The organism is Spirillospora sp. NPDC046719 (assembly GCF_040645715.1).
In the GTDB taxonomy this organism is placed as follows: Bacteria; Actinomycetota; Actinomycetes; order Streptosporangiales; family Streptosporangiaceae; genus Spirillospora.
The window spans coordinates 1-26,287 of the sequence record NZ_JBEYYT010000102.1; the positions used below are offsets into that span (position 1 = coordinate 1).

General features: G+C 73.1%; 23 protein-coding genes. 14 read left to right on the plus strand and 9 right to left on the minus strand.

Translation table 11 applies throughout. From position 1 onward, the window contains the following. The coding region (locus ABZ914_RS19230) for an acyl-CoA carboxylase subunit epsilon (protein WP_500194492.1) at positions 1-95 on the minus strand (95 nt) is incomplete at its 3' end. 72 nt (positions 96-167) lie between these two features. Further along, positions 168-1,760, minus strand: a complete 1,593-nt coding sequence (locus tag ABZ914_RS19235; protein ID WP_500194466.1) for an acyl-CoA carboxylase subunit beta — start codon at positions 1,758-1,760, stop codon at positions 168-170. A gap of 132 nt (positions 1,761-1,892) precedes the next feature. Here ABZ914_RS19235 and ABZ914_RS19240 point away from each other — a divergent pair, with 132 nt between their 5' ends. Genes ABZ914_RS19240 through ABZ914_RS19250 form a run of 3 tightly spaced genes read left to right on the plus strand, consistent with a single transcriptional unit; the run spans position 1,893 to position 5,296 of the window. Continuing rightward, complete coding sequence (locus ABZ914_RS19240) at positions 1,893-4,484, plus strand: phosphoenolpyruvate carboxylase (RefSeq protein ID WP_500194494.1); 2,592 nt, start codon at positions 1,893-1,895, stop codon at positions 4,482-4,484. After that, positions 4,484-4,927 (plus strand): GNAT family N-acetyltransferase, encoded by a 444-nt coding sequence (locus tag ABZ914_RS19245; RefSeq protein ID WP_500194468.1) that lies wholly within the window; start codon positions 4,484-4,486, stop codon positions 4,925-4,927. The genes ABZ914_RS19240 and ABZ914_RS19245 overlap by 1 nt, the downstream gene beginning before the upstream one ends. Positions 4,928-4,963: 36 nt before the next feature. Beyond that, entirely contained in the window at positions 4,964-5,296 is a 333-nt protein-coding gene (locus tag ABZ914_RS19250; RefSeq protein ID WP_500194469.1) for a TraR/DksA family transcriptional regulator, read from the plus strand. 22 nt (positions 5,297-5,318) lie between these two features. Here ABZ914_RS19250 and ABZ914_RS19255 read toward each other — a convergent pair whose 3' ends face one another. Then, positions 5,319-6,092 carry an enoyl-CoA hydratase/isomerase family protein gene (locus tag ABZ914_RS19255; protein ID WP_500194471.1) on the minus strand — a complete coding sequence of 258 codons (774 nt, stop codon included), beginning with the start codon at positions 6,090-6,092 and terminating at the stop codon, positions 5,319-5,321. A gap of 93 nt (positions 6,093-6,185) precedes the next feature. Here ABZ914_RS19255 and ABZ914_RS19260 point away from each other — a divergent pair, with 93 nt between their 5' ends. Continuing rightward, entirely contained in the window at positions 6,186-7,049 is an 864-nt protein-coding gene (locus ABZ914_RS19260) for a biotin--[acetyl-CoA-carboxylase] ligase (protein WP_433141692.1), read from the plus strand. Positions 7,050-7,228: 179 nt separating this feature from the next. Then, entirely contained in the window at positions 7,229-8,260 is a 1,032-nt protein-coding gene (locus ABZ914_RS19265) for an adenylate/guanylate cyclase domain-containing protein (protein WP_500194496.1), read from the plus strand. Between the two features lie 6 nt (positions 8,261-8,266). On the opposite strand, the gene bfr is transcribed toward ABZ914_RS19265, so the two are convergent. Both bfr and ABZ914_RS19275 read right to left on the minus strand, forming a co-directional pair. Continuing rightward, entirely contained in the window at positions 8,267-8,764 is a 498-nt protein-coding gene (gene bfr / locus ABZ914_RS19270; RefSeq protein ID WP_190867055.1) for a bacterioferritin, read from the minus strand. Positions 8,765-8,859: 95 nt separating this feature from the next. After that, entirely contained in the window at positions 8,860-9,219 is a 360-nt protein-coding gene (locus ABZ914_RS19275) for a (2Fe-2S)-binding protein (RefSeq protein ID WP_500194473.1), read from the minus strand. A 190-nt stretch (positions 9,220-9,409) separates the two neighbouring features. Here ABZ914_RS19275 and glgX point away from each other — a divergent pair, with 190 nt between their 5' ends. The 5 genes from glgX (at position 9,410) to ABZ914_RS19300 (ending at position 17,900) form a co-directional block, all read left to right on the plus strand. Beyond that, positions 9,410-11,575 carry a glycogen debranching protein GlgX gene (glgX, locus tag ABZ914_RS19280; protein WP_500194475.1) on the plus strand — a complete coding sequence of 722 codons (2,166 nt, stop codon included), beginning with the start codon at positions 9,410-9,412 and terminating at the stop codon, positions 11,573-11,575. A gap of 1 nt (position 11,576) precedes the next feature. After that, positions 11,577-13,808 carry a malto-oligosyltrehalose synthase gene (gene treY, locus ABZ914_RS19285; RefSeq protein ID WP_500194497.1) on the plus strand — a complete coding sequence of 744 codons (2,232 nt, stop codon included), beginning with the start codon at positions 11,577-11,579 and terminating at the stop codon, positions 13,806-13,808. 20 nt (positions 13,809-13,828) lie between these two features. After that, a complete protein-coding gene (treZ, locus tag ABZ914_RS19290; protein ID WP_500194477.1) occupies positions 13,829-15,673 on the plus strand; it encodes a malto-oligosyltrehalose trehalohydrolase in 1,845 nt (614 codons plus the stop codon). A 176-nt stretch (positions 15,674-15,849) separates the two neighbouring features. Next, the gene (locus ABZ914_RS19295; protein ID WP_019629095.1) at positions 15,850-16,521 is read left to right on the plus strand and encodes a response regulator transcription factor; all 672 of its coding nucleotides are present in this window, start codon (positions 15,850-15,852) and stop codon (positions 16,519-16,521) included. A 101-nt stretch (positions 16,522-16,622) separates the two neighbouring features. Then, a complete protein-coding gene (locus ABZ914_RS19300) occupies positions 16,623-17,900 on the plus strand; it encodes a sensor histidine kinase (RefSeq protein ID WP_387021513.1) in 1,278 nt (425 codons plus the stop codon). A 135-nt stretch (positions 17,901-18,035) separates the two neighbouring features. Here the strand turns inward: ABZ914_RS19300 and ABZ914_RS19305 are convergent, their stop codons facing one another. Continuing rightward, positions 18,036-18,623 (minus strand): GtrA family protein, encoded by a 588-nt coding sequence (locus ABZ914_RS19305; protein ID WP_500194479.1) that lies wholly within the window; start codon positions 18,621-18,623, stop codon positions 18,036-18,038. 220 nt (positions 18,624-18,843) lie between these two features. On the opposite strand from ABZ914_RS19305, the gene ABZ914_RS19310 reads away from it, so the two are divergent. Together ABZ914_RS19310 and purE are read left to right on the plus strand one after the other, a co-directional pair. Next, complete coding sequence (locus ABZ914_RS19310; protein WP_500194480.1) at positions 18,844-20,055, plus strand: 5-(carboxyamino)imidazole ribonucleotide synthase; 1,212 nt, start codon at positions 18,844-18,846, stop codon at positions 20,053-20,055. Beyond that, a complete protein-coding gene (gene purE, locus ABZ914_RS19315; RefSeq protein ID WP_500194481.1) occupies positions 20,052-20,543 on the plus strand; it encodes a 5-(carboxyamino)imidazole ribonucleotide mutase in 492 nt (163 codons plus the stop codon). Before ABZ914_RS19310 ends, purE begins: the two co-directional genes overlap by 4 nt. Positions 20,544-20,614: 71 nt before the next feature. Here purE and ABZ914_RS19320 read toward each other — a convergent pair whose 3' ends face one another. Together ABZ914_RS19320 and ABZ914_RS19325 are read right to left on the minus strand one after the other, a co-directional pair. Continuing rightward, on the minus strand, positions 20,615-21,034 hold the full coding sequence (locus ABZ914_RS19320; protein ID WP_500194483.1) for a CoA-binding protein: 420 nt from the start codon (positions 21,032-21,034) through the stop codon (positions 20,615-20,617). Between the two features lie 38 nt (positions 21,035-21,072). Continuing rightward, positions 21,073-22,407, minus strand: a complete 1,335-nt coding sequence (locus ABZ914_RS19325) for a UDP-glucose dehydrogenase family protein (protein ID WP_500194485.1) — start codon at positions 22,405-22,407, stop codon at positions 21,073-21,075. 115 nt (positions 22,408-22,522) lie between these two features. Between ABZ914_RS19325 and ABZ914_RS19330 the strand changes: the two genes are divergently transcribed. After that, positions 22,523-23,692 carry an acyl-CoA dehydrogenase gene (locus tag ABZ914_RS19330; RefSeq protein ID WP_500194487.1) on the plus strand — a complete coding sequence of 390 codons (1,170 nt, stop codon included), beginning with the start codon at positions 22,523-22,525 and terminating at the stop codon, positions 23,690-23,692. Positions 23,693-23,785: 93 nt separating this feature from the next. Here the strand turns inward: ABZ914_RS19330 and ABZ914_RS19335 are convergent, their stop codons facing one another. Continuing rightward, the gene (locus ABZ914_RS19335; protein ID WP_500194489.1) at positions 23,786-24,724 is read right to left on the minus strand and encodes a sigma-70 family RNA polymerase sigma factor; all 939 of its coding nucleotides are present in this window, start codon (positions 24,722-24,724) and stop codon (positions 23,786-23,788) included. Positions 24,725-24,819: 95 nt separating this feature from the next. On the opposite strand from ABZ914_RS19335, the gene ABZ914_RS19340 reads away from it, so the two are divergent. Next, positions 24,820-26,220, plus strand: a complete 1,401-nt coding sequence (locus ABZ914_RS19340; protein WP_500194490.1) for a DHA2 family efflux MFS transporter permease subunit — start codon at positions 24,820-24,822, stop codon at positions 26,218-26,220. Positions 26,221-26,287: the final 67 nt, after the last annotated feature.

A 26,287-nucleotide genomic window follows, 5' to 3' on the forward strand; every position in this document is an offset into this window, starting at 1 on the left:
GCGCGCGCGGTCAGCACGGCGACCAGCGCGGCGACCTCCTCGGGGGACGGGTCGCCCCGCACCACCTGCAGGAACGGCTTGTCTTCAGCGGTCACGGGTTCTCCTCGGCGGCCGGGGCCGGACGCGGCGGGCGGTCCGGCCCCGGAACGGGCGTCCGTCTCGGTGCTCTAGAGCGGGATGTTGCCGTGCTTCTTCGGCGGCAGCGTCTTGCGCTTCTCGCGGAGCGCGCGCAGCGCCTTGACGACCTGGCCGCGGGTCTCCGACGGCTTGATCACCGCGTCGACGTAGCCGCGGTCGGCGGCGACGTACGGGTTGGCGAGGGTGTCCTCGTACTCGGTGATCAGCTCGGCGCGGCGGGTGTCGGGGTCGTCCGCGGCGGCCAGCTCGCGCCGGTACAGGATGTTGACCGCGCCCTGCGCGCCCATGACGGCGATCTGCGCGGTCGGCCACGCCAGGTTGATGTCGGCGCCGAGGTGCTTGGAGCCCATGACGTCGTACGCGCCGCCGTACGCCTTCCGGGTGATCACGGTGACGAGCGGGACGGTCGCCTCGGCGTAGGCGTACAGCAGCTTGGCGCCGCGCCGGATGATCCCGTTCCACTCCTGGTCGGTGCCGGGCAGGAAGCCGGGGACGTCCACGAAGGTCAGCACGGGGATGTTGAAGGCGTCGCAGGTCCGGACGAACCGGGCGGCCTTCTCGGAGGCGTCGATGTCGAGCGTCCCGGCGAACTGCATCGGCTGGTTCGCGACGATGCCGACGGAGTGGCCCTCGACGCGCCCGAACCCGCAGATGATGTTCGGCGCGAACAGCTCCTGGACCTCCAGGAACTCGCCGTCGTCGACCACGTGCTCGATCGCGGTGTGCATGTCGTACGGCTGGTTCGGCGAGTCCGGGATGAGGGTGTCGAGGTCCTCGATCAGCTCGGACGGGTCGACCGGCACGTCGAACGCGGGCGCGTCGGAGAGGTTGTTGGACGGCAGGTACGACAGCAGCGCCTTGACGTACTCGATCGCGTCCTCCTCGTCGGAGCCCTGGTAGTGGGCCACGCCCGACCTGGAGTTGTGCGAGTGCGCCCCGCCGAGCTCCTCCATGGTCACCTCTTCGCCGGTGACCGTCTTGATGACGTCCGGGCCGGTGATGAACATGTGCGAGGTCTTGTCGGCCATGACGATGAAGTCGGTGATCGCGGGGGAGTACACCGCGCCGCCCGCGCACGGCCCGAGGACCAGCGAGATCTGCGGGATGACGCCGGAGGCGTGCACGTTCCGCTTGAAGATCTCCGCGTACAGGCCGAGCGCGACGACGCCCTCCTGGATCCGCGCGCCGCCGGAGTCGTTGATCCCGACCACCGGGCAGCCCGTCTTCAGCGCGTGGTCCATGACCTTGACGATCTTCTCGCCGAACACCTCGCCGAGGGACCCGCCGGAGACGGTGAAGTCCTGGCTGAAGACCGCGACCGGCCGGCCGTCGACCGTGCCGTACCCGGTGACGACGCCGTCGCCGTAGGGGCGGTTCTTCTCCATCCCGAAGTTGGTGGACCGGTGCCGCGCCATCTCGTCGAACTCGACGAACGAGCCGGGGTCGAGCAGCGCGTCGATCCGCTCCCGGGCCGTCATCTTGCCCTTGGCGTGCTGCTTCTCGACGGCGCGCGCCGAGCCCGCGTGCACCGCCTCGTAGCGGCGTCGTTCCAGGTCCGCGATCTTTCCCGCCGTCGTGTGGATGTCGTACTCGACCGCGGGTTCAGGGGCTTCCATCGCCATGCGGGCCAGGGTAACCGCACGCTGACCCCGGACCTGCGGGCGGGGCCCGCTGACCGGGATGAACTCCGCCTTACCGGGGCTCGTTACGCTGGGCGCGTGGCTACGAAGACGCGAGACACCCTGCGGCAGGACATGCCGGAACCGCTGCGCCGTGACGTCCGCCTCCTCGGGGCGATGCTGGGCGACGGGCTGGTGGAGTACGGGGGCCGGGAGTTGCTCGACGACGTCGAGCGGCTGCGCCACGCGGTGATCGCCGCCCGCCGGGGCGAGACGTCCGCCGACGAGGTCGCGGCGATCGTCGACGGCTGGACGCTGGAGCGCGCCGAGCAGGTCGCGCGCGCGTTCACCGTGTACTTCCACCTGACGAACCTCGCCGAGGAGCACCACCGGATCCGGACGCTCCGCGAGCGCGACACCGGCGGGAGCGTGCCGGGCTCGGTGGCCGCGGCCGTCGAGGAGATCCGCGCCGCCGGCGGCGACCGGCTCGCCGAGATGATCGACGGCCTGGAGTTCCGGCCCGTCTTCACCGCGCACCCGACCGAGGCCCGCCGCCGCGCCGTCGTCACCGCGATCCAGCGGATCAGCGACCTGCTGACGGCGCTGAACGCCGGGCAGGGCGCGAGCGAGCGGGAGGAGACCGAGCGGCGGCTCCGCGAGGAGATCGACGTGCTCTGGCGGACGGCGCTGCGCCGCGGCACCCAGATGGACCCGCTGGACGAGGTCCGCACCGCGATGGCCGCGTTCGACGAGACGATCTTCCGGGTCGTGCCGCACGTCTACCGCGCCCTCGACCGCGCCCTCGACGGGGAGGACACCGGCACCCGCCCGCCGAAGGCCCGCCCGTACCTGCGGTTCGGCAGCTGGATCGGCGGCGACCGGGACGGCAACCCCTACGTCACCGCGCAGGTCACCCGCGACGCGGTCATGATCCAGGCGGACCACGTGCTGCGCGCGCTGGAGACCGCGTGCGCGCGGGTCGGCCGCGAGCTGACCGTCCACGAGTCCACGACGCCCGCCTCGGCGGAGCTGCGGGACGCGCTCGCCGCCGCCCGCACCGCGCACCCGTCCCGGCTCGCCGAGGGCACCAAGCGGTCCCCGGGCGAGCCGCACCGCCAGTTCCTGCTGTACGCGGCGGCGCGGATCGCCGCGACCCGCGAACGCGACGCCGACCTCGCCTACGCGTCCCCGGACGAGCTGCTCGCCGACCTGCGGACCGTCCAGGAGTCCCTGGCCGCCGCCGGCGCCGTCCGGCAGGCGTACGGGCGCGTCCAGCAGCTGATCTGGCAGGTCGAGACGTTCGGCTTCCACCTCGCCGAGCTGGAGATCCGCCAGCACTCCGAGCTGCACGAGAAGGCCCTGGCCGAGGTCCGCGCAGGCGGCGAGCGGTCGGAGATGACCGAGGAGATCCTCGAGACCCTCCGCGTCGTCGCGTGGATCCAGAAGCGGTTCGGCGTCCGCGCCTGCCACCGCTACATCGTGTCGTTCACCCGGTCCGCGCAGGACATGGCGAACGTCCACGAGCTGGCCGCGTCCCTCGGCGAGGGCGCGCCCGTCCTCGACGTGATCCCGCTGTTCGAGACCGGCGAGGACCTGGAGCGCGCCCCGTCCGTGCTGGAGGGGATGCTGGAGATCCCGGCCGTCCGGCGCCGGCTGGACGACACCGGCCGCCGCATGGAGGTCATGCTCGGCTACTCCGACTCCGCGAAGCAGCTCGGCCCGGCCAGCGCCACCCTGCGGCTGTACGACACGCAGGAGGCGCTCGCCGCGTGGGCGGCCCGCAACGACATCACGCTGACGCTGTTCCACGGCCGCGGCGGGTCCCTCGGCCGCGGCGGCGGCCCCGCCAACCGGGCGATCCTCGCGCAGGCCCCGGGGTCCGTCGCGGGCCGCTTCAAGGTCACCGAGCAGGGCGAGGTGATCTTCGCCCGGTACGGCCGGACCGAGATCGCCGAGCGGCACGTCGAGCAGGTCACCAGCGCCGTCCTGCTGGCCTCGACCGACGCCGTCCAGGACCGCGCCCGGGAGGCCGCCGCCCGGTTCCGCCCGCTCGCCGACAAGATCGGCGAGGCGGCCAAGGACGCGTTCCGGGCGCTGATCGAGACCGACGGCTTCGCCGCCTGGTTCGCCCGTGTCAGCCCCCTGGAGGAGATCGCCGAGCTGCGGATCGGGTCCCGCCCGGCCCGCCGCAAGGCCGCCCGCGGCCTGGAGGACCTGCGCGCCATCCCCTGGGTGTTCGCGTGGACGCAGACCCGCGTCAACCTGCCCGGCTGGTACGGCCTCGGCAGCGGCCTCGCCGCCGTCTCCGACGACGGCCGCGACCTCGTCGGGCTCCGCGAGGCCTACGAGGCGTGGCCGCTGTTCAACACACTGCTCGACAACGCCGAGATGAGCCTCGCCAAGTCCGACCGGGCGATCGCGGAGCGCTACCTCGCGCTCGGCGGGCGCCCCGAGCTGTCGGAGACCGTCCTCGCCGAGTACGACCGCACCCGGCGGCTCGTCCTCGCGGTCACCGGCCACGAGCGGCTGCTGGAGAACCGGCGTGTGCTGTCCCGCGCCGTCGAGCTGCGCAACCCGTACGTGGACGCCCTCTCGCACCTCCAGCTGCGCGCCCTCACCGCGCTGCGCGCCGGGGACGTCACCGACGAGGAGGAGCGCAGCCACCTCGAAGCGCTGCTGCTCCTGTCGGTGAACGGGGTCGCCGCCGGCCTGCAGAACACCGGCTGATGGCGGAGGTCAGGCCCGCGGTGCCCGCCGACCGCGGGCGTGTGGAGGAGATCGTCCAGGCCGCCTACGCGCCGTGGGCGGAGATCATCGGCACCCGTCCCATGCCCATGGACGACGACTACGCCGCGCTGATCGGGGCCGGGCACGTGTTCGTGACCGGCCCCGGGCCGGACGGCCTGATCGTCCTCATTCCCGAGGACGGCGTCCTCCTCGTCGACAACGTGGCCGTGGACCCGGAACTGCACGGCACGGGCATCGGCGGTCGGCTGCTCGCGTTCGCCGAGACCCGCGCCCGCGCCCTCGGCCTGCCCCGGCTCCGCCTGATCACCAATGAGCGGATGACCGGCAACATCGACCGCTACCAGCGGCTCGGCTACCGGGAGACCGGCCGCGAGGTGCTCAAGGGCCGCAACGTCGTCCACATGGCCAAGCCGCTGGCGTGAGGAATCGCACCGGGCGCGGCCGGCGTTGAAGGCGGTGTGACCACAGCGGAGGAACGCCTCATCGCGGACCGCGCGGGCACGCTGGAGCTCCTGGCGTCGCTGCGCCGCGACTGGGACGGCGTCGTCGAGGCGTCGGCGCAGAGCAACGCGGACGACGAGCACGACCCGGAGGGCGCCACGATCGCCTTCGAGCGCGCCCGGATCGAGGCGTCGCTGAGCCGGGCCGAGGCCCGGCTGGCCGAGATCGACGGCGCGCTGCGCCGGCTCGCCGAGGGCGCCTACGGGATCTGCGAGCGCTGCGGCGGCCCGATCGCGCCGGAGCGTCTGGAGGCCCGCCCGATGGCCCGCACCTGCGTCGCCTGCGCCTGACGCCCTCGGCGAGCGGAGGGGACTAGCTCGGCCAGTCGGGCTTGCGCTTGTCGTTGAAGGCGGCGATGCCTTCGCGGCGGTCGGCGGAGAACGCGACGGTCCGCCAGGCGTTGTCCTCCAGGTCCAGGCCCGCCTCCAGGGAGACGCCGGCGCCGAGGCGCAGCGCGCGCTTGGCGGCCCGGACGGCGGTCGGGGAGTTCCGCGCGATCACCTGGGCGATGCCGAGGGCCTCCTCGCGGGCGGTCCCGGCGGGCACCTTCCGGTCGGCGAGGCCGTACTCCAGGGCCTCCTCGATGCCGAGGCGGCGGCCGGTGAACACCAGGTCGGCGGCCTTGCCGGGGCCGAGCTTGCGCAGCGCCAGCTGCGTCCCGCCGCCGCCGGGGACGAGCCCGACGCCCACCTCGGGCAGCCCGAACACGGCCGACTCGTCCGCCACGATCATGTCGGCGGACAGCGCGAACTCGCAGCCGCCGCCCAGCGCGTACCCGTGCACCGCCGCGATCACCGGCTGCGGGAGGTTCAGGACGCCGCCGAACGCGGCCCGGAACACCGGCCGCTGCGCGAGGATCTCCTCGTCGCTCATCGAGTTGCGTTCCTTGAGGTCCGCGCCGACGCAGAACGCCTTCTCGCCCGCCGCGCTCAGCACCACCGCCCGGACGGACGCGTCGTCGGCGACCTCGCGGCACACCGCGGCCAGCCGCCGCGCCATCGACGTCGACAGGGCGTTGAGGGCCTCGGGCCGGTCCAGCACGATCTCCGCGACGTGCCCGTCGCGCCGCAGCGTCACACCATCCATGCGGCGAACCCTAACGGCCGCGCCGGCGCCGGCTCGCGGCGAGGTTCGGTGGTGGGCGGGAGAGAGCCGGGGCCGGTGAGGTTGGATGGACGGGTGAGCGAATCACCGTATGGGGACCTTGACCGGCCGCCGCTGCACGAGGCGGCGCTGCGGAGCGCGCTCGTCCAGGAGGGCGGGCTGTGGCGGGAGGTGCGCGTCGTTCCGGAGACGGGGTCGACCAACGCCGACCTCGCGGCCCGGGCCAGGGAGGGGGCGCCCGAGGGGACGGTGCTGGTCACCGAGCTGCAGACGGCCGGGCGCGGGCGCCTCGGCCGGTCGTGGACGGCGCCGCCGCGCTCGGGGCTGATGTTCTCGATGCTGCTGCGGCCGGCGGTGCCGGTGCCGCTGCTCGGCTGGCTGCCGCTGCTGACCGGTGTCGCGGTCGCCACCGCGATCCGCCGGATGACCGCGTTCGCCGAGTCCGGGGAGCGGTTCTTCGGCGGCGCCGGCGGCGACGTCGCCGTGGACGCCCGGCTGAAGTGGCCGAACGACCTGCTGGTCGGGGACCGCAAGCTCGCCGGGATCCTCGCCGAGAAGGTCGACGACGCGCTGATCGTGGGCGTCGGCCTGAACGTCGGGCTGCGCGCGGAGGAGCTGCCGGTGCCGACCGCGACGTCGCTGGCGATCGAGGGCGCGCCGCTCACCGACCGGGCCCCGCTGCTGCGCGCGATCCTGCGCGAGATGCGGACCTGGTACGGCGAGTGGACGATGCTCGGCGGCGACCCGGAGTCCAGCGGGCTCCGCACCGCCTACAAGGAGCTGTGCACCACCCTCGGCCGCCGCGTCCGGGTGGAGCTGCCGGCGGACGAGACGCTGGAGGGCACGGCGAGGGACGTGGACGGGTCGGGCCGCCTCGTGGTCGAGGGCCCGGGCGGCGACGTCGCCGTGAGCGCGGGCGACGTGGTCCACGTCCGTTGAGGAACTGAACCTTGGGGACCGAGCCTTGTCGCTTTGCGGCGGTATGGGGGATGGTGCACGTGGGGTGAACAGTGCAGGTGGGTGCGCTGTGTCACGTCGGATCTGCAACGATATGGGGTGTACCGATCCACGACGCCGGCGGCGGGGGTTCCGCGCGACGGCGGACTGAGGGGCGGATGATGGCGCGCGGACTGCCGGATCCCAAGGAGATCGAGGAGCTGCTCCTCGGCGGCGAGCTCCGCTACACGCGCGTCGACGCCGTCCGGCTGTCGGGGGTGTCGCGGGACTTCACCGGACGGGTGTGGCGCGCGTTCGGCTACCCGTCGATGCCGGACGACGCGGTCGCCTACACCGAGGGCGACGTGGCGGCGCTGTGCCGCCTCCGCCGCCTCATGGAGGAGGGCGTGCTCGACGAGGACGGGGTGATCCGCCTCATCCGCGCGTTCGGGCAGACCATGACGCGGCTGGCGGAGTGGCAGGTCAACCTCATGCGGGAGATGGTCGCCCCGGACCCGAACGGCGTGCCGTCCGCGGAGGCGGTCGGGACGATCGTGGAGATCGCCGACAAGCACATCGGGGAGTTCGAGCCGCTGGTGGTGCACGCGTGGCGGCGGCAGCTCGCCGCGGCGGGGACGCGGGCGATCGCGGCGGCGGCGACCCGGGACGACGGGGAGCCCGCGGGGCGGCCGCCGACCACCGTCGGGTTCGCGGACATGGTGTCGTTCACGCAGGTCAGCCGGGAGCTGGAGGAGATCGAGCTGGCCCGGGTGGTGGAGTGGTTCGAGGAGACCGCCGCCGACATCATCGCCGCGTGCGGGGGGCGGCTGGTGAAGACGCTGGGCGACGAGGTGCTGTTCAGCGCGGAGTCGCCGACGATCGGCGCGGAGATCGCGCTGACGATCGCGGCGGCGATCCAGGACGAGACCGAGGTGCCGGACGTGCGGGTCGGCGTCGCGCACGGCCCGGTGCTGCCGCTGATGGGGGACGTGTTCGGCACCACGGTGAACCTGGCGGCGCGGCTGACGTCGCTGGCCCGGCCGGGCTCGGTGGTGATCGACAGCGAGCTGGCGGCGCGGCTGGAGAAGGAGCCGGCGTACCGGATCACGCGGATCGTCCGGCGGCCCGTCCAGGGGCTCGGGATCGTGCAGCCGTTCGTGCTGCGGCGCGCGCCGGAGCCCCAGGACGGGCCGCCGGACGACGGCGGCCGGTAGGGCGCGTCAGACCGGCTTGCTGATCTCCTCGCCGGGCGAGTCGGTGAGGCGCTGCAGGTAGTTCTGCTCGCCGAGGGCCTGGACGAGGCTGAGCTCGGTCTCCAGGTAGTCGATGTGGTACTCCTCGTCGGCGAGGATGTCCTCGAAGATCCGCGCGGAGGTGACGTCGCCGCGCGAGCGCATCAGCTCGATGCCGGGGCGCAGCCGGGCGACCGCCTCCATCTCGATCTCCAGGTCCGCCTTGAGCTGCTCGACGACGGTCTGGCCGATCCGCAGGGTGCCGAGCTTCTGGTAGTTCGGCAGGCCCTCGAGGAACAGGATCCGGTCGGTGAGCCGCTCCGCGTGCCGCATCTCGTCGATCGACTCTTCGCGGGTGTGCTTCGCGATGCGCGTGAAGCCCCAGTTCTCCTGCATCTTCGAGTGCAGGAAGTACTGGTTGATCGCCGTCAGTTCCGCGGTGAGCTGGTCGTTCAGCAGCGCGATGATGTCCTTGTCGCCTTCCATGGGACCTCATGCTCGCACAGGGGGCGGCGGTGATCCCCGCAGCGGCGCGTCTCGCGGCGCGGGCCGGCGGGCCGTGCGGAAGGCGCCGCGGCGGCTCAGGCGGCGGCTTCGGCTCCGGCGTCGGGCCCCGGCGGGACGAGCCGGTCCGCGGCGGCGGGCTCGGGCGTGCGGGAGGGGGTGCCGGACGGCGCCGCGCCGGCGTCCGCGACAGGCGAGGCGGCCGGCGCGGCGTCGGGGACGGCGGCGAGCGGCGCCGGGCCGCCGGTCAGGGCGTCGGCGAGCTCCCCCGCGGTGCGGTACTCGCTGACCATGGCGTGCAGCCGCTTGGTGCAGGAGCCGCAGCCGGGCTTGAAGCCGCAGGCCGCCTTGACCTCCTTGGCGGTGCCGCAGCCGCCGCCGGCCAGGCAGCCGTGGACGTCGTCCTCCGTGATCGCGTTGCAGATGCAGACGTACATCCGGTGGGGGACCTTCCCTGCGACTAGCCGGTACGAAAGCGCCTGACCTGGACCCTTAGGGCACCCTTATGAAGGTTAGGCTCCCCTAAGGTAACCCAGCGATGTCCGTTCTGGCCAGTGGTCTCCCAATCGGTGTGATTCAACCCTCAGAGGGAAGGGCTTCACCCGGTACGACGGGAGGGCGGGACAAGTGGCACAGGTGTGGCCGGGCGATGCATACCCCCTCGGAGCCCGGTTCGACGGCGCGGGCACGAACTTCGCCGTCTTCTCCGAGGCGGCCGAACGAGTGGAGCTGTGCCTGTTCGACGGGCCGGCGGGTGACGGTGAGGAGACGCGGCTGGCGCTGCCGGAGGTCGACGCGTTCGTATGGCACGGGTACCTGCCGGGGGTGATGCCGGGCCGGCGCTACGGGTTCAGGGTGCACGGGCCCTACGATCCGCAGCGCGGGCAGCGGTGCAATCCGGCGAAGCTGCTGCTCGACCCGTACGCGCAGGCGATCGAGGGGCGCATCGACTGGGACGAGTCGTGCTTCGGCTACCGGTTCGGCGACCCGTGGTCGCGCAACGACCTGGACTCGGCCGGGCACACGATGCGCTCGGTGGTCGTCAGCCCGTACTTCGACTGGGGCGACGACCGGCCGCCCCGGATCCCGTACCACGAGACGGTGATCTACGAGGCGCACGTCAAGGGCCTCACCGCCCGGCATCCGGACATCCCGCCCGCGCTGCGCGGCACCTACGCGGCCCTCGCCCACCCGGTGATCATCGACCACCTGAAGTCGATCGGGGTCACGGCGGTCGAGCTGATGCCGGTGCACCAGTTCGTCCACGACGACGCGCTGATCCAGCGGGGGCTGCGCAACTACTGGGGCTACAACACCATCGGGTTCTTCGCGCCGCACGGCGAGTACTCCTCGTCGGGGGAGCGCGGGGAGCAGGTGCTGGAGTTCAAGGCGATGGTGAAGGCGCTGCACGAGGCGGACATCGAGGTGATCCTCGACGTGGTCTACAACCACACCGCCGAGGGCAACCACCTCGGGCCGACGCTGTCGTTCCGGGGGATCGACAACGCCCAGTACTACCGGCTGACCGACGGCGACCAGCGCTACTACATGGACACCACGGGCACCGGGAACAGCCTGCTGATGCGCAGCCCGCACGTGCTCCAGCTGATCATGGACTCGCTGCGGTACTGGGTGACGGAGATGCACGTGGACGGGTTCCGGTTCGACCTGGCCGCGACGCTGGCCCGCGAGCTGCACGAGGTGGACCGGCTGTCGGCGTTCTTCGACCTCGTCCAGCAGGACCCGGTGGTGTCGCAGGTCAAGCTGATCGCCGAGCCGTGGGACGTGGGGGAGGGCGGCTACCAGGTCGGGAACTTCCCGCCGCTGTGGACGGAGTGGAACGGCCAGTACCGCGACACGGTGCGCGACTACTGGCGCGGGCAGCCGGGCGCGCTGCCCGACTTCGCGTCCCGGCTGACCGGGTCGTCCGACCTGTACGCCGACGACGGCCGCCGCCCGATCGCCTCGATCAACTTCGCGACGTGCCACGACGGGTTCACGCTGCACGACCTGGTGTCGTACAACGGCAAGCACAACGAGGCCAACGGCGAGGGCAACCGGGACGGCAGCGACGACAACCGCTCGTGGAACTGCGGCCACGAGGGCCCGGTCGACGACCTCGACGTCATCACGCTGCGGGAGCGGCAGAAGCGCAACTTCCTGACCACGCTGTTCCTGTCGCAGGGCGTCCCGATGCTGCTGCACGGCGACGAGCTGGGCCGCACCCAGCAGGGCAACAACAACGCCTACTGCCAGGACACCGAGATCTCCTGGGTCGACTGGACGGGCCTCCACGAGGACACGTTCTTCGACGAGCGCGGCCCGCTGCTCGACTTCGTCCGGCGGCTGTCGAAGCTGCGGACGGACCATCCGGTGTTCCGGCGCCGCCGGTTCTTCGTCGGCGACCGGCCGTCCGGGGACGACAGGACGGGCCGGGGCGGCGCCTCCGACCTGCCGGACCTGGTGTGGTTCACCCCGGGCGGCGAGGAGATGACCGGGAAGGACTGGTCCGCGGGGTTCAACAAGTCGCTGAACGTGTTCCTGAACGGGGAGGCGATCGGCGAGCCGGACCGGCGGGGCCGGCAGGTGCGGGACGACTCGTTCCTGCTGCTGTTCAGCGCCCATGACGGCGATCTGGCGTTCGCGCTGCCGCCCGCCGCGTACGGGCAGATGTGGATCAAGGTGCTGGACACCGCCGATCCGCTGCTCGCCGAGGAGGAGTCGCCGGTCGTGAAGGCCGGGGAGTCCGTGAAGGTCGCGGCCCGCTCCGTCCAGGTGCTACGCCGTGTCTGACATGCCTCCCCCCGAGCACGACACCCCCCCGTCCGGCACCTACAGGCTCCAGCTCCGCGGCACTCCCGAGGACCACTTCGGGTTCGCCGAGGCCGCCGCGCTCGCCCCGTACCTGTCGGCTCTCGGCGTCTCGCACGTGTACCTGTCGCCGGTGCTGCAAGCCGCGCCCGGCTCCACGCACGGCTACGACGTGGTCGACCACTCCCGGCTGTCGGACGAGCTGGGCGGCGGTGAGGCGTTCGGCGCGATGGCGGAGCGGTTCCGCGCGCACGGGCTGCGGGTGCTGGTCGACATCGTCCCCAACCACATGGCCGTTCCGGTGCCGCCCGACCTGAACCTGCCGCTCAACGCGGTCCTGGCGGAGGGGCCGTCGTCGCCGTACGCGAAGTGGTTCGACGTGGACTGGGACGCGGGCGGCGGGCGGATCGTCCTGCCCGGCCAGGGCGAGCCGAACTACCGGCGGTTCTTCGACATCTCCGGGCTGATCGGGCTGCGGCAGGAGGAGCCGGAGGTCTTCGAGCGGACGCACGCGCTGCTGCTCGGCCTGGTCGGGCAGGGCCTGATGGACGGCCTGCGCGTCGACCACCCGGACGGCCTGGCCGACCCGCGCGGATACCTGCGCCGGCTGGCGGGCGCCGCGCCCGGCCGCTGGCTGCTCGTCGAGAAGATCACCGAGGGGGCGGAGCGGCTGCCCGCGGACTGGCCGTGCGCGGGCACGACCGGCTACGACTCGCTCGGGATGATCGGCGGCCTGTTCGTCGACCCGGCCGGTGAGGAGCCGCTCACCGGGCTCTACACGGCTCTGACGGGCGGCCCCGCGGCCTTCGAGGAGGTCGAGCACGACGCCCGCCTGCACGCCGCGACGCACGGGATGAAGCCGGAGATGGACCGGCTGATGCGCGTCCTCGGCCGCGTGGTGGGGAAGCGCGACAGGGCCCTGGAGCGGGCCTTGCAGGCGCTGCTCGTGGCCATGCCCGTGTACCGCGCTTACGTCGTCCCCGGCGAGGACCCGCCGCCACAGGCCGTGGACGTCCTCAACGAGGCCGCGCAGAGAGCGCGCGGGCACCTGCCCGAGAAGCTGCATCCGGCGCTCGACACGGTGGTGGAGATGGCGCTCGGGCGAGGCGAGAACGCCGATCCCGAGTTCATCGTGCGGTTCCAGCAGACGGCCGCGCCGCTGGCCGCAAAAGGCGTCGAGGACACCGCCTTCTACCGCTGGAACCGTATGGCCGCCCTCAACGAGGTGGGCGGCGACCCGGGGCGCTTCTCCGTCAGCCCCGCCGACTTCCACGCGCACTGCATCCGGCTCGCGCGGGACTGGCCGTCCACGATGACGACGCTGTCCACGCACGACACCAAGCGGCAAGAGGACGTGCGGGCGCGGCTGGCCGTCCTGTCGGAGCTGCCGGAGGAGTGGGCCGACGCGGTCCACCGGTGGCGTTCCTGGCGGGGGCCCGCCGAGTCGCCGATGGAACCCGACCTGGAGTACCTGCTCTGGCAGACGCTCGCCGGCGCCTGGCCGATCACCCCCGACCGGCTGCACGAGTTCCTCGTCAAGGCGATGCGCGAGGCCAAGACCCGGACGTCCTGGGCCGAGCCGGACACCGCCTACGAGAACGCGGCGCTCGGCTACGCGCGGCGCGTCCTGGAGGACCCCGGCCTGGTCACCGACCTGACCGCGTTCGTGGCGCGGCTCGAACCGTACGCGCGGGTGAACGGGCTCGGGCAGAAGCTCGTCCAGCTCGCGATGCCGGGCGTCCCCGACGTCTACCAGGGCTGCGAGCTGACCGGCCTGGCGCTCGTCGACCCCGACAACCGGCGGCCGGTCGACTACGGGCGGCGCCGCGAGCGGCTGCACCGGCTCGACACCGGCCGCCCGCCCAAGGACGTCGACGACGAGAAGCTCCTGGTCACGGCGCGGACGCTGCGGCTGCGCCGCACCCATCCGCAGTGGTTCGGGCCGTCGGCGACGCATGAGCCAGTCCCGGTCGCGGGGCCCGCCGCCGATCACGTCGTCGCGTTCCGGCGGGGCGGCGCGGTCGCGCTCGCCACCCGGCTCCCCGCCGGCCTGGAGCGGCGGGGCGGCTGGGCCGGGACGGAGGTGGACGTCGGCCGGCAGGGCTGGCGGGACGTCCTCACCGGCGCCACCCACTGGGGCCCGCTCCTGGACGCCGCCGAGGTGTTCGCGCATCTGCCCGTCGCGCTGATCGTCCCCCGGGAGATCGACAGGTGAGTCCCCCGGAAGATCGGCCGATGAATCAGCGGTTCGAGGTCTGGGCCCCCAAGGCCCGGCGCGTCGATGTCGTCGTCGCAGGCGAGCGGCGTCCCATGGCGGAGGCGGAGGGACGCCCCGGCTGGTGGACGGCCGACGTGCCCGGCGCGGGGCACGGGACCGACTACGGGTTCGCGCTGGACGGCGCCGAGGACCCCCTGCCCGACCCGTGCTCCCCGTGGCAGCCGTCCGGCGTGCACGGTCTCAGCCGCGTCTACGAGCACGACCGGTTCACCTGGACGGACGGGCATTGGCACGGCCGCCCGCTGCCCGGCAGCGTCCTGTACGAGATGCACGTCGGCACGTTCACGCCCGAGGGGACGTTCGATGCCGCGATCGAGCGGCTGGACCATCTCGTCGCGCTCGGGATCGACGCAGTCGAACTCCTGCCCGTCGCGTCCTTTCCGGGCCACCACGGATGGGGATACGACGGTGCTCTCCTATGGGCGCCCCACGAGCCCTATGGCGGCCCCGACGCGCTGAAGCGTTTCGTGGACGCCGCCCATGCGCGCGGCCTCGCCGTCGTCCTGGACGTCGTCTACAACCATCTCGGGCCCGACGGAAACCACCTGGGCGACTACGGCCCCTACTTCACCAGCGCCCACAGCACCCCGTGGGGCGACGCGGTCAACTACGACCAAGAGGGCTCGGACGAGGTCCGTGCCTTCGCCCTAGAGAACGCGTTGATGTGGCTGCGGGATTACCACTTCGACGGGCTGCGCCTGGACGCCGTCCATGCCATCACCGACCACAGCGCAGTCCATCTGCTGGAAGAGATGGCGCAGGCGGTGTCGGCCCTGTCCGCGCAGTTGGGACGGCATCTGTTCCTCATAGCGGAATCGGACCTGAACGATCCGCGCCTCGTCACCTCGCGGGAGGCGGGCGGATACGGGCTCGACGCCCAGTGGAGCGACGACTTCCACCACTGCCTGCACGCCGCGCTGACCGGTGAACGGCAGGGCTATTACTGCGACTTCGGCTCTCTGGAAACCCTCAAGAAATCATTGACGAGGGTGTTCGTCCACGACGGAACGATGTCGACGTACCGGGGCCGCAGGCACGGCCGTCCCGTGGACGTGGAAAAGCTGCCCGCCCACCGTTTCCTCGGTTTTCTGCAGAACCACGACCAGGTCGGCAACAGGGGCGCAGGGGACCGTATAGGCGCCGTCCTAACCGGGGCCGGGCTCCCTCCCGGGCTGCTCAAAGTCGGCGCGGCGCTGCTCGTCCTGGCGCCGTTCACGCCGATGCTCTTCATGGGCGAGGAATGGGGCGCCTCCACCCCTTGGTGCTACTTCACCGACCACCAGGACCCGGAACTGGCGCGGGCCGTCAGCGAGGGCCGGCGCAGGGAGTTCTCCCGGCACGGCTGGACGGGCGAGGTTCCCGATCCACAGGCTGTGGATACCTTCCGCCGGTCCGTCCTCGACTGGGCCGAGCCCGCCGCCGAACCGCACGCGGACCTGCTGGAATGGCACCGGTCCCTGATCGCCCTGCGCCGCGCCCGGCCGGAGTTGAACGACCCGCGCCTGACCGCCGCGTCCGTCGTGACCAGCGAGTCCGCCGCCGCCGCCGTCGACGGCGGCGTCCGGGCGGGCGGCGACGGCGCGGCCGGCCGCTGGCTCGTCATGCGGCGCGGCGGCGTGCTCGTGGCGGCGAATTTCGGCGACGGGACCGTCCGGCTCCCTCTCCCCGATGCCGGGGTCGGAGGAGGGGCCCGCCTGCTGCTCGCGTCAGATCCGGCAATCCGGATGGAAACCGGCGCCAACGGCGATTCCAAAATCCCGGTCGTGATCCTCCCGGGCGCGTCGGCCGCCGTCTGCGGATGACCGTTCACGGCGGCGCGCCCGCCGCCCGGCGGACAAGGGCCCGAAGCGCGATGTCCGCCTAACTCCCGCTAACGCCCGGAAAATGGGTGTTCGAGGATGTACTACGAGTGGCAAACCGCAGGTCAAGAGCGCGGCGGCACCCGGGAAACGTTCAAGAATGGTCATACGATCGGTTCATGACCTCAGTACTGCTCGCCGAGGACGACACGTCCATCTCCGAGCCTCTCGCCCGCGCGCTGCGTCGCGAGGGGTACACCGTCGAAGTCAGCCCGGACGGTCCGCAGGCGCTCGAGCGGGCGCTCGGGGGCGGCGTGGACCTCATTGTTCTCGACCTGGGCCTGCCCGAGCTGGACGGCCTGGAGGTGGCCCGCCGGGTCCGTGCCGAGGGGCATGGAGTGCCCATCCTGATCCTGACCGCCCGGGCCGACGAGGTCGACACCGTCGTCGGTCTCGACGCGGGCGCCGACGACTACGTCACCAAGCCGTTCCGCCTGGCCGAGCTGCTGGCCCGGGTCCGCGCGCTGCTGCGCCGCGGCAGCACCGAGACCCCGATCGTCCAGGGGGTGCGGATCGACGCCGAGTCGCGCCGCGCCTGGATGGGCGACCAGGAACTGCAGCTCACCACCAAGGAGTTCGACCTGCTGCGCGTCCTGGTCAGGGACGCCGGGAAGGTCGTGACCCGCGAACAGATCATGCGCGAGGTGTGGGACACCAACTGGTGGGGTTCCACGAAGACCCTCGACATGCACATCTCCTGGCTGCGCCGCAAGCTCGGCGACGACGCCGGCAGCCCCCGCTACATCACCACCGTGCGGGGCGTCGGCTTCCGGTTCGAACGCGGCGACTGACAGCCCCGTACCGGCCGCCATGGCCGCGCGGTCAGCCCCCGGGCCTTCCCGAGAGGCCCGGGGCGCCCCGCCCGGGCGTGGCCCCACCATAAGGAGCCCAGATGAGGCGCCGACTCCTCCTGTCGACGCTCGCGGTGGCGGTGGTCGCGATCCTGTTGCTCGGCATACCCCTCGCCTACGCCGCCCACAAGCTCATCTACGAGGAGGCCGGGCAGTCCCTCGACCGGGAGGCGTCCGCCATCGCCGGCGGGGTCGCCTACACCCTCGAATCGCGCCAGCCGGTCACCGGCGCCGCGATCGCGCGGGAGTACCCCGGCCGGTACATCGCGGTCACCCTGCCGGGCGGCGCCGCCGTTGAGGCGGGGCCGCGCCCCCGTCCGGGCGCGCGGCAGCTCACGGCGACCGCGGCCGGGCAGGGCGTGCGGGTGCGGATGTCGCGGCCCGCCTCCCAGCTGAAGGACCAGGAACTGCGGCTGCTGCTGTTCATCGGCAGCCTCGCGCTGCTCGGCGTCGCCGTCACCGTCGGCCTGGCGATGGTCCAGGCCCGCAAGCTGACGCTGCCGCTGCGCGACCTCGCCGAGACCGCCGACCGGCTCGGCACCGGCAACGCCCGGCCGCGCCGGCGCCGCTACGGCATCCCGGAGGTCGACCGGGTCGCCGAGGTGCTGGACCGCAGCGCCGTCCGCATCGCCGACCTGCTCGCCGCGAGCCGCGAGTTCGCCTCCGACGCCTCCCACCAGCTGCGCACCCCGCTGACCGCGCTGTCCATGCGGCTGGAGGAGATGATCGAGGCGGCCGACTACCCCGACGTCGTCCGCGAGGAGGGCGCCGCGGCCGTGGCGCAGGCCGAGCGGCTCGTCGCCGTCGTCGAGCAGCTGCTCGCCCGCGCCCGCCACGACCGCACGGGCGGCGCCGTCGCCTCCCCGATCGACGACATCATCCGCCAGCAGGTGGAGGAGTGGCGGCCGATCTTCCGGCGGGACGGCCGGGACGTGCGGATCGTCGGCGAGCAGGGCCTGGTCGGCATGACCAACCCGGAGGGGCTGTCGCAGATCGTCGCGACGCTCCTGGACAACTCGCTGATGCACGGCGCCGGGACGGTCACCATCCACACCAAGCCGGGCGCCAGCTCGGTGGTGGTGGAGGTCGGCGACGAGGGCGCCGGCATACCGCCGGAACTGGAGCCGCGGATCTTCGAGCGCAGCGTCAGCGGCGGCCGCGGCACCGGCCTCGGCCTCTACCTGGCCCGCTCGCTGGCCGTGGTGGACGGCGGGCGGCTGGAACTGCTCCAGTCCCGCCCGGCGGTGTTCGGAGTGTTCCTGCGCGAGGCGGCGGAGGCCCGGCTGGCCGGTGAACGCGTCGTCCTGGGGCCCGCCTAGAGCGGGCCGCTGCTCGGAGAGGCGGTGCCCGGGGCGGCCCGGAGAGCGCGCGAGGCCGGGAGAACGCCCTGCGAGATCAGGAGCCGTGCGAAGTCGGGAGAACGCCGTGCGAGGTCGGGAGAACGCCGTGCGAGGTCAGGAGAACTGGGCGTAGTCGCCCGCGGCGTCCTGGTCGAGCGGGTGCCCGAGCCGCCCCGCCGGGCCCGACCCGCCGTGCCTGGCGTGCGGGCTGGTCGCGGCGTGCACGCCGGGCCCCTCGGGCAGCCCGGACGCCGGGTCGACGGGCGGGGCGCTCGCGGGCAGGAACACCCACTTCTTGTACGACCAGAACCGGAACAGCGTGGCGACGCCGGTGCCGATCACCAGCGAGATGTTGTACGGGATCGGGCCCGTCAGCCCCAGCACGTAGTGCGTGAACCCGATGAACGCCTCGGTGATCACCAGGCCGACGCCGTTCAGCGCGAAGAACAGCACGTACTCGCGGCCGAGCCCGGTCCGGTCGCGGTGCCGGAACGTCCAGTAGCGGTTGGCGAGGTAGGCGAACGTCGTCGCGACGATGGTGGCGACGCCGTTGGAGGTCAGCGGGCCCATGCCGAGGCCGCTGTTCATCCCGTTGCCGATGCCGACCGTGATCACGAAGGCGACCGCGCCCACGCTGCCGAACTGGGCGAGCTCGCGCAGCAGGTGCGCGAAGCGCCGGTTGAGAGTGGCGACCAGGTTCACGAAGGGAACCGTCCTTCCGGACCTCGGCTGGTGGCGCCGCGGTCGTTGACGCGGCCGGTGCGGGGGCACAACGAGGATAGACGCCCCCGGCCCCGTGACGTCGGAACATGAACGTTCTGCGTTTTCCACGCGTTCCCTGCCCCGAGCCCGGAGGTCCACACCTGGTCCGACGTCCGGAACGGGGGAATTGTTCGGTTCCATGGGCCGATAGCCTTCTGACGTGAGCAATCCACCTCAGACACCGGTCGTCGGGATGGCGGGCGGCGGGCAGCTGGCCCGGATGACCCAGCAGGCCGCGATCGCCCTCGGCGTGCCGCTGCGCGTCCTCGCCGGATCGCCGGGCGAGTCGGCGGCGAAGGTCGTCGCGGACGTCCGGGTCGGCGACGACCGCTCCCTGGACGACCTGACGGCGTTCGCCAAGGGGTGCGACGTCGTGACGTTCGACCACGAGCACGTGCCCGGCCCGCACATCAGGGAACTGGAGGAGGCGGGGGTGCCGTGCCGGCCGGGCTCGGCGGCCCTCGCGCACGCCCAGGACAAGCTGGTCATGCGGGACAAGCTGTCGTCGTTCGGCGCGCCCTGCCCCCCGTACGCGCCCCTGCCCTCGGCCGACCCGGTGCCCGCCCTGGAGGCGTTCGGCCGGGACCACGGCTGGCCGGTGGTGCTGAAGGCGACCCGCGGCGGTTACGACGGCAAGGGCGTGTGGGTCGCCGACAACCTCGGCGTCGAGACCGTCGAGCTGGTGGAGCGGCTGATCGGCGAGGGCGTCTCCCTGATGGTGGAGCAGCACGTTCCGTTCCGGCGGGAGCTGGCCGCGCTCGTCGCCCGCTCCCCGTACGGGCAGGGCGCCGCGTACCCGATCGTGGAGACCGTCCAGAAGGACGGCATCTGCGTCGAGGTGATCTCCCCGGCGCCGGGGCTGTCCGGCGAGCTGGCCGCCGAGGCGCAGAGCCTCGCGCTGCGGATCGCCGACGAGCTGGGCGTCGCGGGGCTGCTCGCGGTCGAGCTGTTCGAGACCGAGGCGCCGAAGACCGGGCGCCAGGGCAGCGGGCGCGGCCTGCTGGTGAACGAGCTGGCGATGCGCCCGCACAACTCCGGGCACTGGACGATCGAGGGCGCCCGCACGTCCCAGTTCGAGCAGCACCTGCGGGCCGTCCTGGACCTGCCGCTCGGCTCCACCGACCCCACCGCCCCCTACACGGTGATGGCGAACGTCCTCGGCGGCGACGACCCGGACGTCTACTCCCGCTACATCCACGTGATGGCGCACGACCCGGGCGTCAAGGTGCACATGTACGGCAAGGAGTCCCGGCCGGGCCGCAAGATCGGCCATGTGACCGTGCTCGGGGACGACCTGCCCGAGCTGCGGGAACGCGCCCGGCACGCGGCGGACTACCTGCGCTGGGGGACGGCGATGAAGGAGCACACATGAGCCCGCTGGTGGGCGTGGTGATGGGGAGCGACTCCGACTGGCCGGTCATGAAGGCGGCGGGGGAGGTCCTGGAGGAGTTCGGCGTCCCCTACGAGGCCGACGTCATGTCCGCGCACCGGATGCCGCACGACATGATCGCCTACGGCGAGCAGGCGGCCGGGCGCGGGCTCCGCGCGATCATCGCGGGCGCCGGCGGCGCCGCGCACCTGCCCGGCATGCTCGCGTCGGTGACGCCGCTGCCGGTGATCGGCGTGCCCGTCCCGCTGAAGTACCTCGACGGCATGGACTCGCTGCTGTCGATCGTGCAGATGCCCGCCGGGGTCCCGGTCGCGACGGTGGCGGTCGGCGCCGCCCGCAACGCGGGGCTGCTGGCCGTCCGCATCCTCGCGGCGTCCGACGAGGCGCTCCAGGCGAAGATGAAGGACTTCCAGCAGTCGCTGTACGACCAGGCCAAGGCGAAGGGCGAACGGCTCCGACAGAGCCTCTGAGGGCCCTGCGGGGGCGCGCGGCCCGGCGCCGGGGCTCACCCGGTGCCGGGCTCACGCGGGGGCCGGGGGCGTCAGTGCCGGCGGCTCCACTCGATGGCGGGGCAGCGGTCCATGACCACGTCGAGCCCGGCGTCCTTCGCGCGCCGGGCGGCCGCCTCGTCGATCACGCCGAGGGGCAGCCACACGGCCTTCGCGCCCGCCGCGATCGCCTCGTCCACGGCCGCGCCCGCGTGCTCGGAGCGCCGGTAGACGCCGACGACGTCCACGTCCGACGCGTCCGGCACGTCGGCCAGGGACGCGTAGCCCCGCTCGCCCAGCACCGTCGCGCCCGACGGATGCACCGGGACGATCCGCTTGCCGCGCCGCTGCAGCAGCCGCGCCTGGTTGTGGACCTCCCGGGCCGGGTTGTCGCTCAGGCCCACGAACGCCCACGTCCTGGACTCGCTGAGCAGCCGGCTGATCACGTCCGGGTCGGCGTAGACATCACCCATGCCCGCGACAACACCCGCGGCGCCCCGATCGTTCCCGCTCAGGGGCGGCCGAGGGCCCGGTAGTTCCAGCCGGCGGCCCGCCAGCGCTCGGGGTCCAGGGCGTTGCGGCCGTCGACGATGTTGCGCTCCGCCACCGCCGCGGCGAGGTCCGCCGGGTCCATGTCGCGGAACTCCCGCCATTCGGTCAGCAGCAGCACGACGTGCGCGTCCTTGACCGCGCCCAGCGCCGACGACGCGAAGGCCAGCGACGGCTGGGCGCGGCGGGCGTTCTCCATCGCGCGCGGGTCGTAGACGGTCACCCGGCCGCCCTGCGCGCGGATCGACGCCGCGACGTCCAGCGCGGGCGAGTCGCGCACGTCGTCGGAGTTCGGCTTGAACGCCGCGCCGAGCACCCCGACCGTCCGGTCCGCGAACGAGCCGCCGAGCAGCTGCCGGGCGAGGTCCACCATCCGGATCCGGCGCCGGATGTTGATCTCGTCGACCTCGCGCAGGAACGTCAGCGCCTGGTCGGCGCCCAGCTCCCCGGCCCGCGCCATGAACGCGCGGATGTCCTTGGGCAGGCAGCCGCCGCCGAACCCGAGCCCGGGGCCGAGGAACCGGCCGCCGATCCGGTCGTCGTACGACAGCGCCTCCGACAGCTTGGTCACGTCCGCGTGCGCGGCCTCGCAGACCTCCGCCATCGCGTTGATGAACGAGATCTTGGTGGCCAGGAACGCGTTCGCCGACACCTTGACCAGCTCGGCGGTGGCGTAGTCGGCGGTGATGAACGGCGTCTCGTCGGCGATCATCGTCCGGTAGATCTCGCGCAGCACCTTCTCGGCGTGCTCGGCGGCGCCCTGCTCGGCGGGCAGCCCGGCGACGATCCGGTCCGGGTGCAGGGTGTCCTCGACGGCGAACCCCTCGCGCAGGAACTCGGGGTTCCACGCCAGGACGGCGTCGCCGCCCACCGGCGCGGCCCTCGCGACCGTCTCGGCCAGCCGCGCCGCCGTCCCCACCGGCACCGTCGACTTGCCGACGATCAGGCAGGGCCGGTGCAGCAGCGGCGCGAGCGCGCCGACCGCCGCGTCCACGTAGGTGAGGTCGGCGGCGTACTCGCCCGCCTTCTGCGGGGTCCCGACGCACAGGAAGTGGACGTCGCCGAACTCGGCGATCTCCTCGTAGGACGTGGTGAACCGCAGCCGCCCGCTCGCCAGGCCGCGGCGCAGCACGGGTTCGAGCCCGGGTTCGTAGAACGGCAGGTCACCGGCCGCGAGCCGGGCGATCTTGTCCTTGTCGGCGTCCAGGCCGAGCACCTCGAAGCCCAGGTCGGCCATGCAGGCCGCATGGGTGGTGCCGAGGTAACCGGTTCCGATGACCGTCAGCCGCTGGGTCAAGGCGGGCTCCTTCCGGTTCGCTGCCGCCGTCGTACGCCCTAGTCAACCTTCCCCGAAGTGCTGCCCGGTACCGGCGGGGGCGCAGCGGAGTCTACTGGCCGGTAGCATTTGCGGCATGAGCCATGACTTTCCCGCGTACGCGCCGTCGGAGGAGCAGGAGCTGCTGCGGGCGACGGTGCGTGAGCTGGCGGATGCCAAGATCGCGCCGTTCGCGGCGGAGGTGGACGAGGAGTCGCGTTTCCCGCAGGAGGCGCTGGACGCGCTGGTCGCCAATGACCTGCATGCGGTGCATGTGCCCGAGGTGTACGGGGGTGCGGGGGCGGACGCGCTGGCGACGGTGATCGTGATCGAGGAGGTCGCGCGGGCGTGCGCGTCGTCGTCGCTGATCCCGGCGGTGAACAAGCTGGGCACGGTGCCGGTGCTGCTGTCGGGCTCGGAGGAGCTGAAGAAGAAGTATCTGGGGCCGGTGGCGCGGGGGGAGGCGATGTTCTCCTATGCGTTGTCGGAGGCCGATGCGGGGTCGGACGCGGGTGGGATGAAGACCCGCGCGGTCCGCGACGGTGACCACTGGGTGCTCAACGGCGCGAAGATGTGGATCACCAACGCGGGGGTGTCGGAGTACTACACGGTCATGGCCGTCACCGATCCGTCGGCGGGGGCGCGGGGGATCTCGGCGTTCGTGGTGGAGAAGTCCGATCCGGGGGTGTCGTTCGGGCCCAAGGAGCGCAAGCTGGGCATCAAGGGGTCCCCGACCCGGCAGGTGATCCTGGAGGATGTGCGGATCCCCGCCGACCGGATCATCGGCGCCGAGGGCACCGGGTTCAAGACGGCGCTGGCCACCCTGGACCACACCCGCATCACCATCGCCGCGCAGGCGCTGGGCATCGCGCAGGGCGCGCTGGACTTCGCGCTCGGCTACGTCAAGGAGCGCAAGCAGTTCGGCAAGCCGATCTCTGACTTCCAGGGTGTGCAGTTCATGCTGGCCGACATGGCGATGCGGCTGGAAGGCGCGCGGCAGCTGACCTACCACGCGGCGATCAAGTCCGAGCGGGCGATGCACGGCGAGAAGATCGCGGACCTGACGTTGGTGTCCTCGGCGTGCAAGGCGCTGGCCTCGGACGTGGCGATGGACGTCACCACCGACGCGGTGCAGTTGCTGGGCGGGTACGGGTACACGCGGGAGTTCCCGGTGGAGCGGATGATGCGCGACGCCAAGATCACCCAGATCTACGAGGGCACCAACCAGATCCAGCGGATGGTCATCGCCCGCCAGCTCCTCAAGTAGCCCCAGAGCATCCCACGCCCCCGCGCCCGCCATCCCGGGCGCGGGGGCGTCGCTCGTCGGCCGCCGTGGGATCGGCCGCGACCGCAGCGGCGGTCACAGGCGTCGCGGCAGGCCGAAGCGCTGGACCAGGTCGGCGTCGTGGAACGCGGTCACCGCCGCGATGGCGGGGCCGCGCAGCGTGACGACCTGCACGGCGAACGCCTCGCCGTCCACGTACATCGCGAACCCCGGCTGCCCGTTGGCCCGGACCGGCACCAGCCTGCTCCGCTTGGCCGACAGCCGGGCTTCGAGCAGCCGCAGGACGGCGTCGCGGCCCGCGAACCACGAGGGGTTCGGCGGCATCTCCCAGACCGCGTCCTCGGTGAGCAGCCGGGCCAGCGCGGCCATGTCGGCCCGCTCGAACGCGTCGGCGTACCGGTCGAGGAGGTCGCGGCGCTCCGGCTCCGCGGGCTCGGCGATCTCGTCGATCGCCGGATCGAGCCGGTCGAGCCGGGCCCGGGCGCGCTGCAGGGTGCTGTGCACCGCGGTCGCGCTGATGCCGAGCGCGTCGCCCGTCTCCTCCGCCGACCAGGCCAGCACGTCCCGCAGGATCAGCACCGTCCGCTGCCGCGGGGGCAGGTGCTGCAGCGCCGCGATGAGGGCCAGCCGCAGCCCGGCCCGCCCCGCCACGATCGCCGCCGGATCGGCCTGCTCGTCGGCGATCGGCTCCAGCCACGTGATCTCCGGATCGCGCGGGCCGATCGCGGCCGGGTCGGAGATGGGCCCGCCCAGCCCGGCGGGCAGCACCCGCCGGCCGCCGTTCCGCAGCGCGTTGAGGCAGGCGTTGGTGGCGATCCGGTAGAGCCACGTCCGCATCGACGCGCGGCCCTCGAAGTCCTCGTACGCCCGCCAGGCCCGCAGGTAGGTCTCCTGGACGAGGTCCTCGGCGTCCTGCACCGACCCCAGCATCCGGTAGCAGTGGGTCAGCAGCTCGCGCCGGAACGGCCCGGCCAGCCGGACGAACTCGTCGCTCGGTTGCTCGATCACGGTCACTCCGCGCTCCTCCCTTTCTTGTACAGACCCGCGGGGCCGCCGAAATCATCGGGTCCGGACCGGCCGATTCCGCCGGGCCGCGGGTCGGTACGGACATGAACAGGAAATGGGTGATGGGGCTCGCCTCGGCGGGCTCGGTGATGGTGGCGCTGGACGCCACCGTGGTGACGACGGCGCTGAGCCGGATCCGGGTGGATCTCGGCACCTCGATGGAGCAGCTCGAATGGACGGTGAACGCCTACAGCCTGAGCTTCGCCGTCCTGCTGATGACCGGTGCCGTGCTGGGCGACCGGTTCGGGCGGCGGCTGGTGTTCACGGCCGGGCTGGGGCTGTTCACCGCCGCGTCGGCGGCGTGCGCGCTGGCGCCGGACGCGGGCTGGCTGATCGCGGCGCGGGTGGTGCAGGGGGCCGGCGCGGCCCTGGTGATGCCGCTGGCGATGGCGCTGCTCAGCGCGGCCTACCCGCCGCCGGACCGGCCCAAGGCGCTGGGGCTGTTCGCCGGGCTGACGGGGCTGGCGGTGGTCGGCGGCCCGGTGGTCGGCGGCGCCGTCACGCAGGGCCTCGCCTGGGAGTGGATCTTCTGGCTGAACGTGCCGATCGGGCTGGTGATCATGCCGCTGGTGCTGCGCCGCGTCCCGGAGAGCCGCGGCGGCGGCGACGGCGTGGACGCGGCCGGGCTGGTGCTGGTGACCGGCGCCGCCCTCGGCCTGGTGTGGGGGCTGATCCGCTCGGACGCCGCCGGATGGGGGAGCGCCGAGGTCGCGGGGACGCTGGCCGCGGGTGCGGTCTGCGGCGTCGCCTTCGTGGCCTGGGAGCGGGTCGCGGCGCGGCCGATGGTGCCGCTGGGGCTGTTCCGGCTGCGGGGCTTCGCGGCGGGGAACGCCGCCGGGGTGTTCCTGTACGCCTCGCTCTACGGGGCGCTGTTCTTCGCGGCGCAGTACTTCCAGACCGCACGCGGCGACCGGCCGCTCGCCGCGGGCCTGCACCTGCTCGCCTGGACCGCGGCGGTGACGGTCGTCGCCCCGACCGCGGGCCGGCTGGTGAACCGGGTCGGCGCCCGGCCGCTGGCGGCGCTGGGGCTGGCCATGCAGGCGGCGGGGATGGGCTGGCTCGCGCTCGCCGCGACGCCGTCCGTGCCGTACTGGGAGCTGATCGCGCCGATGCTGATCGCGGGCGCCGGGGTCAGCATGGCGATGCCCGCCGCGCAGTCCGCCGTGCTCAACGCGGTCGCGCCGCAGCAGATCGGCAAGGCGTCCGGCGTGTTCAACACCGGACGGCAGCTCGGCGGGGTGTTCGGCGTCGCCGTCCTCGCCCTGGCGTTCGCCAAGGCCGGCGGCTACGCGGGACCGTCCGCCTTCAGCGACGGCTTCGGCGGCGCGATCGGGGTCGGCGCGGCGCTGTCGCTGGCCGGCGCGGTCGCGGCGCTGGCGATCCCGGGCCGCGCGGCCGCCCCGGCGCCGAGCCCCGCCGGCCCCGGCCTCGCCGCGAACCCCTGAGAGCCCCGGGGGGGGGGGGCCCGGCGGGGCGGGGGGCGCCGCCGGCGGCGCCCGCCGCGGGGGGCGG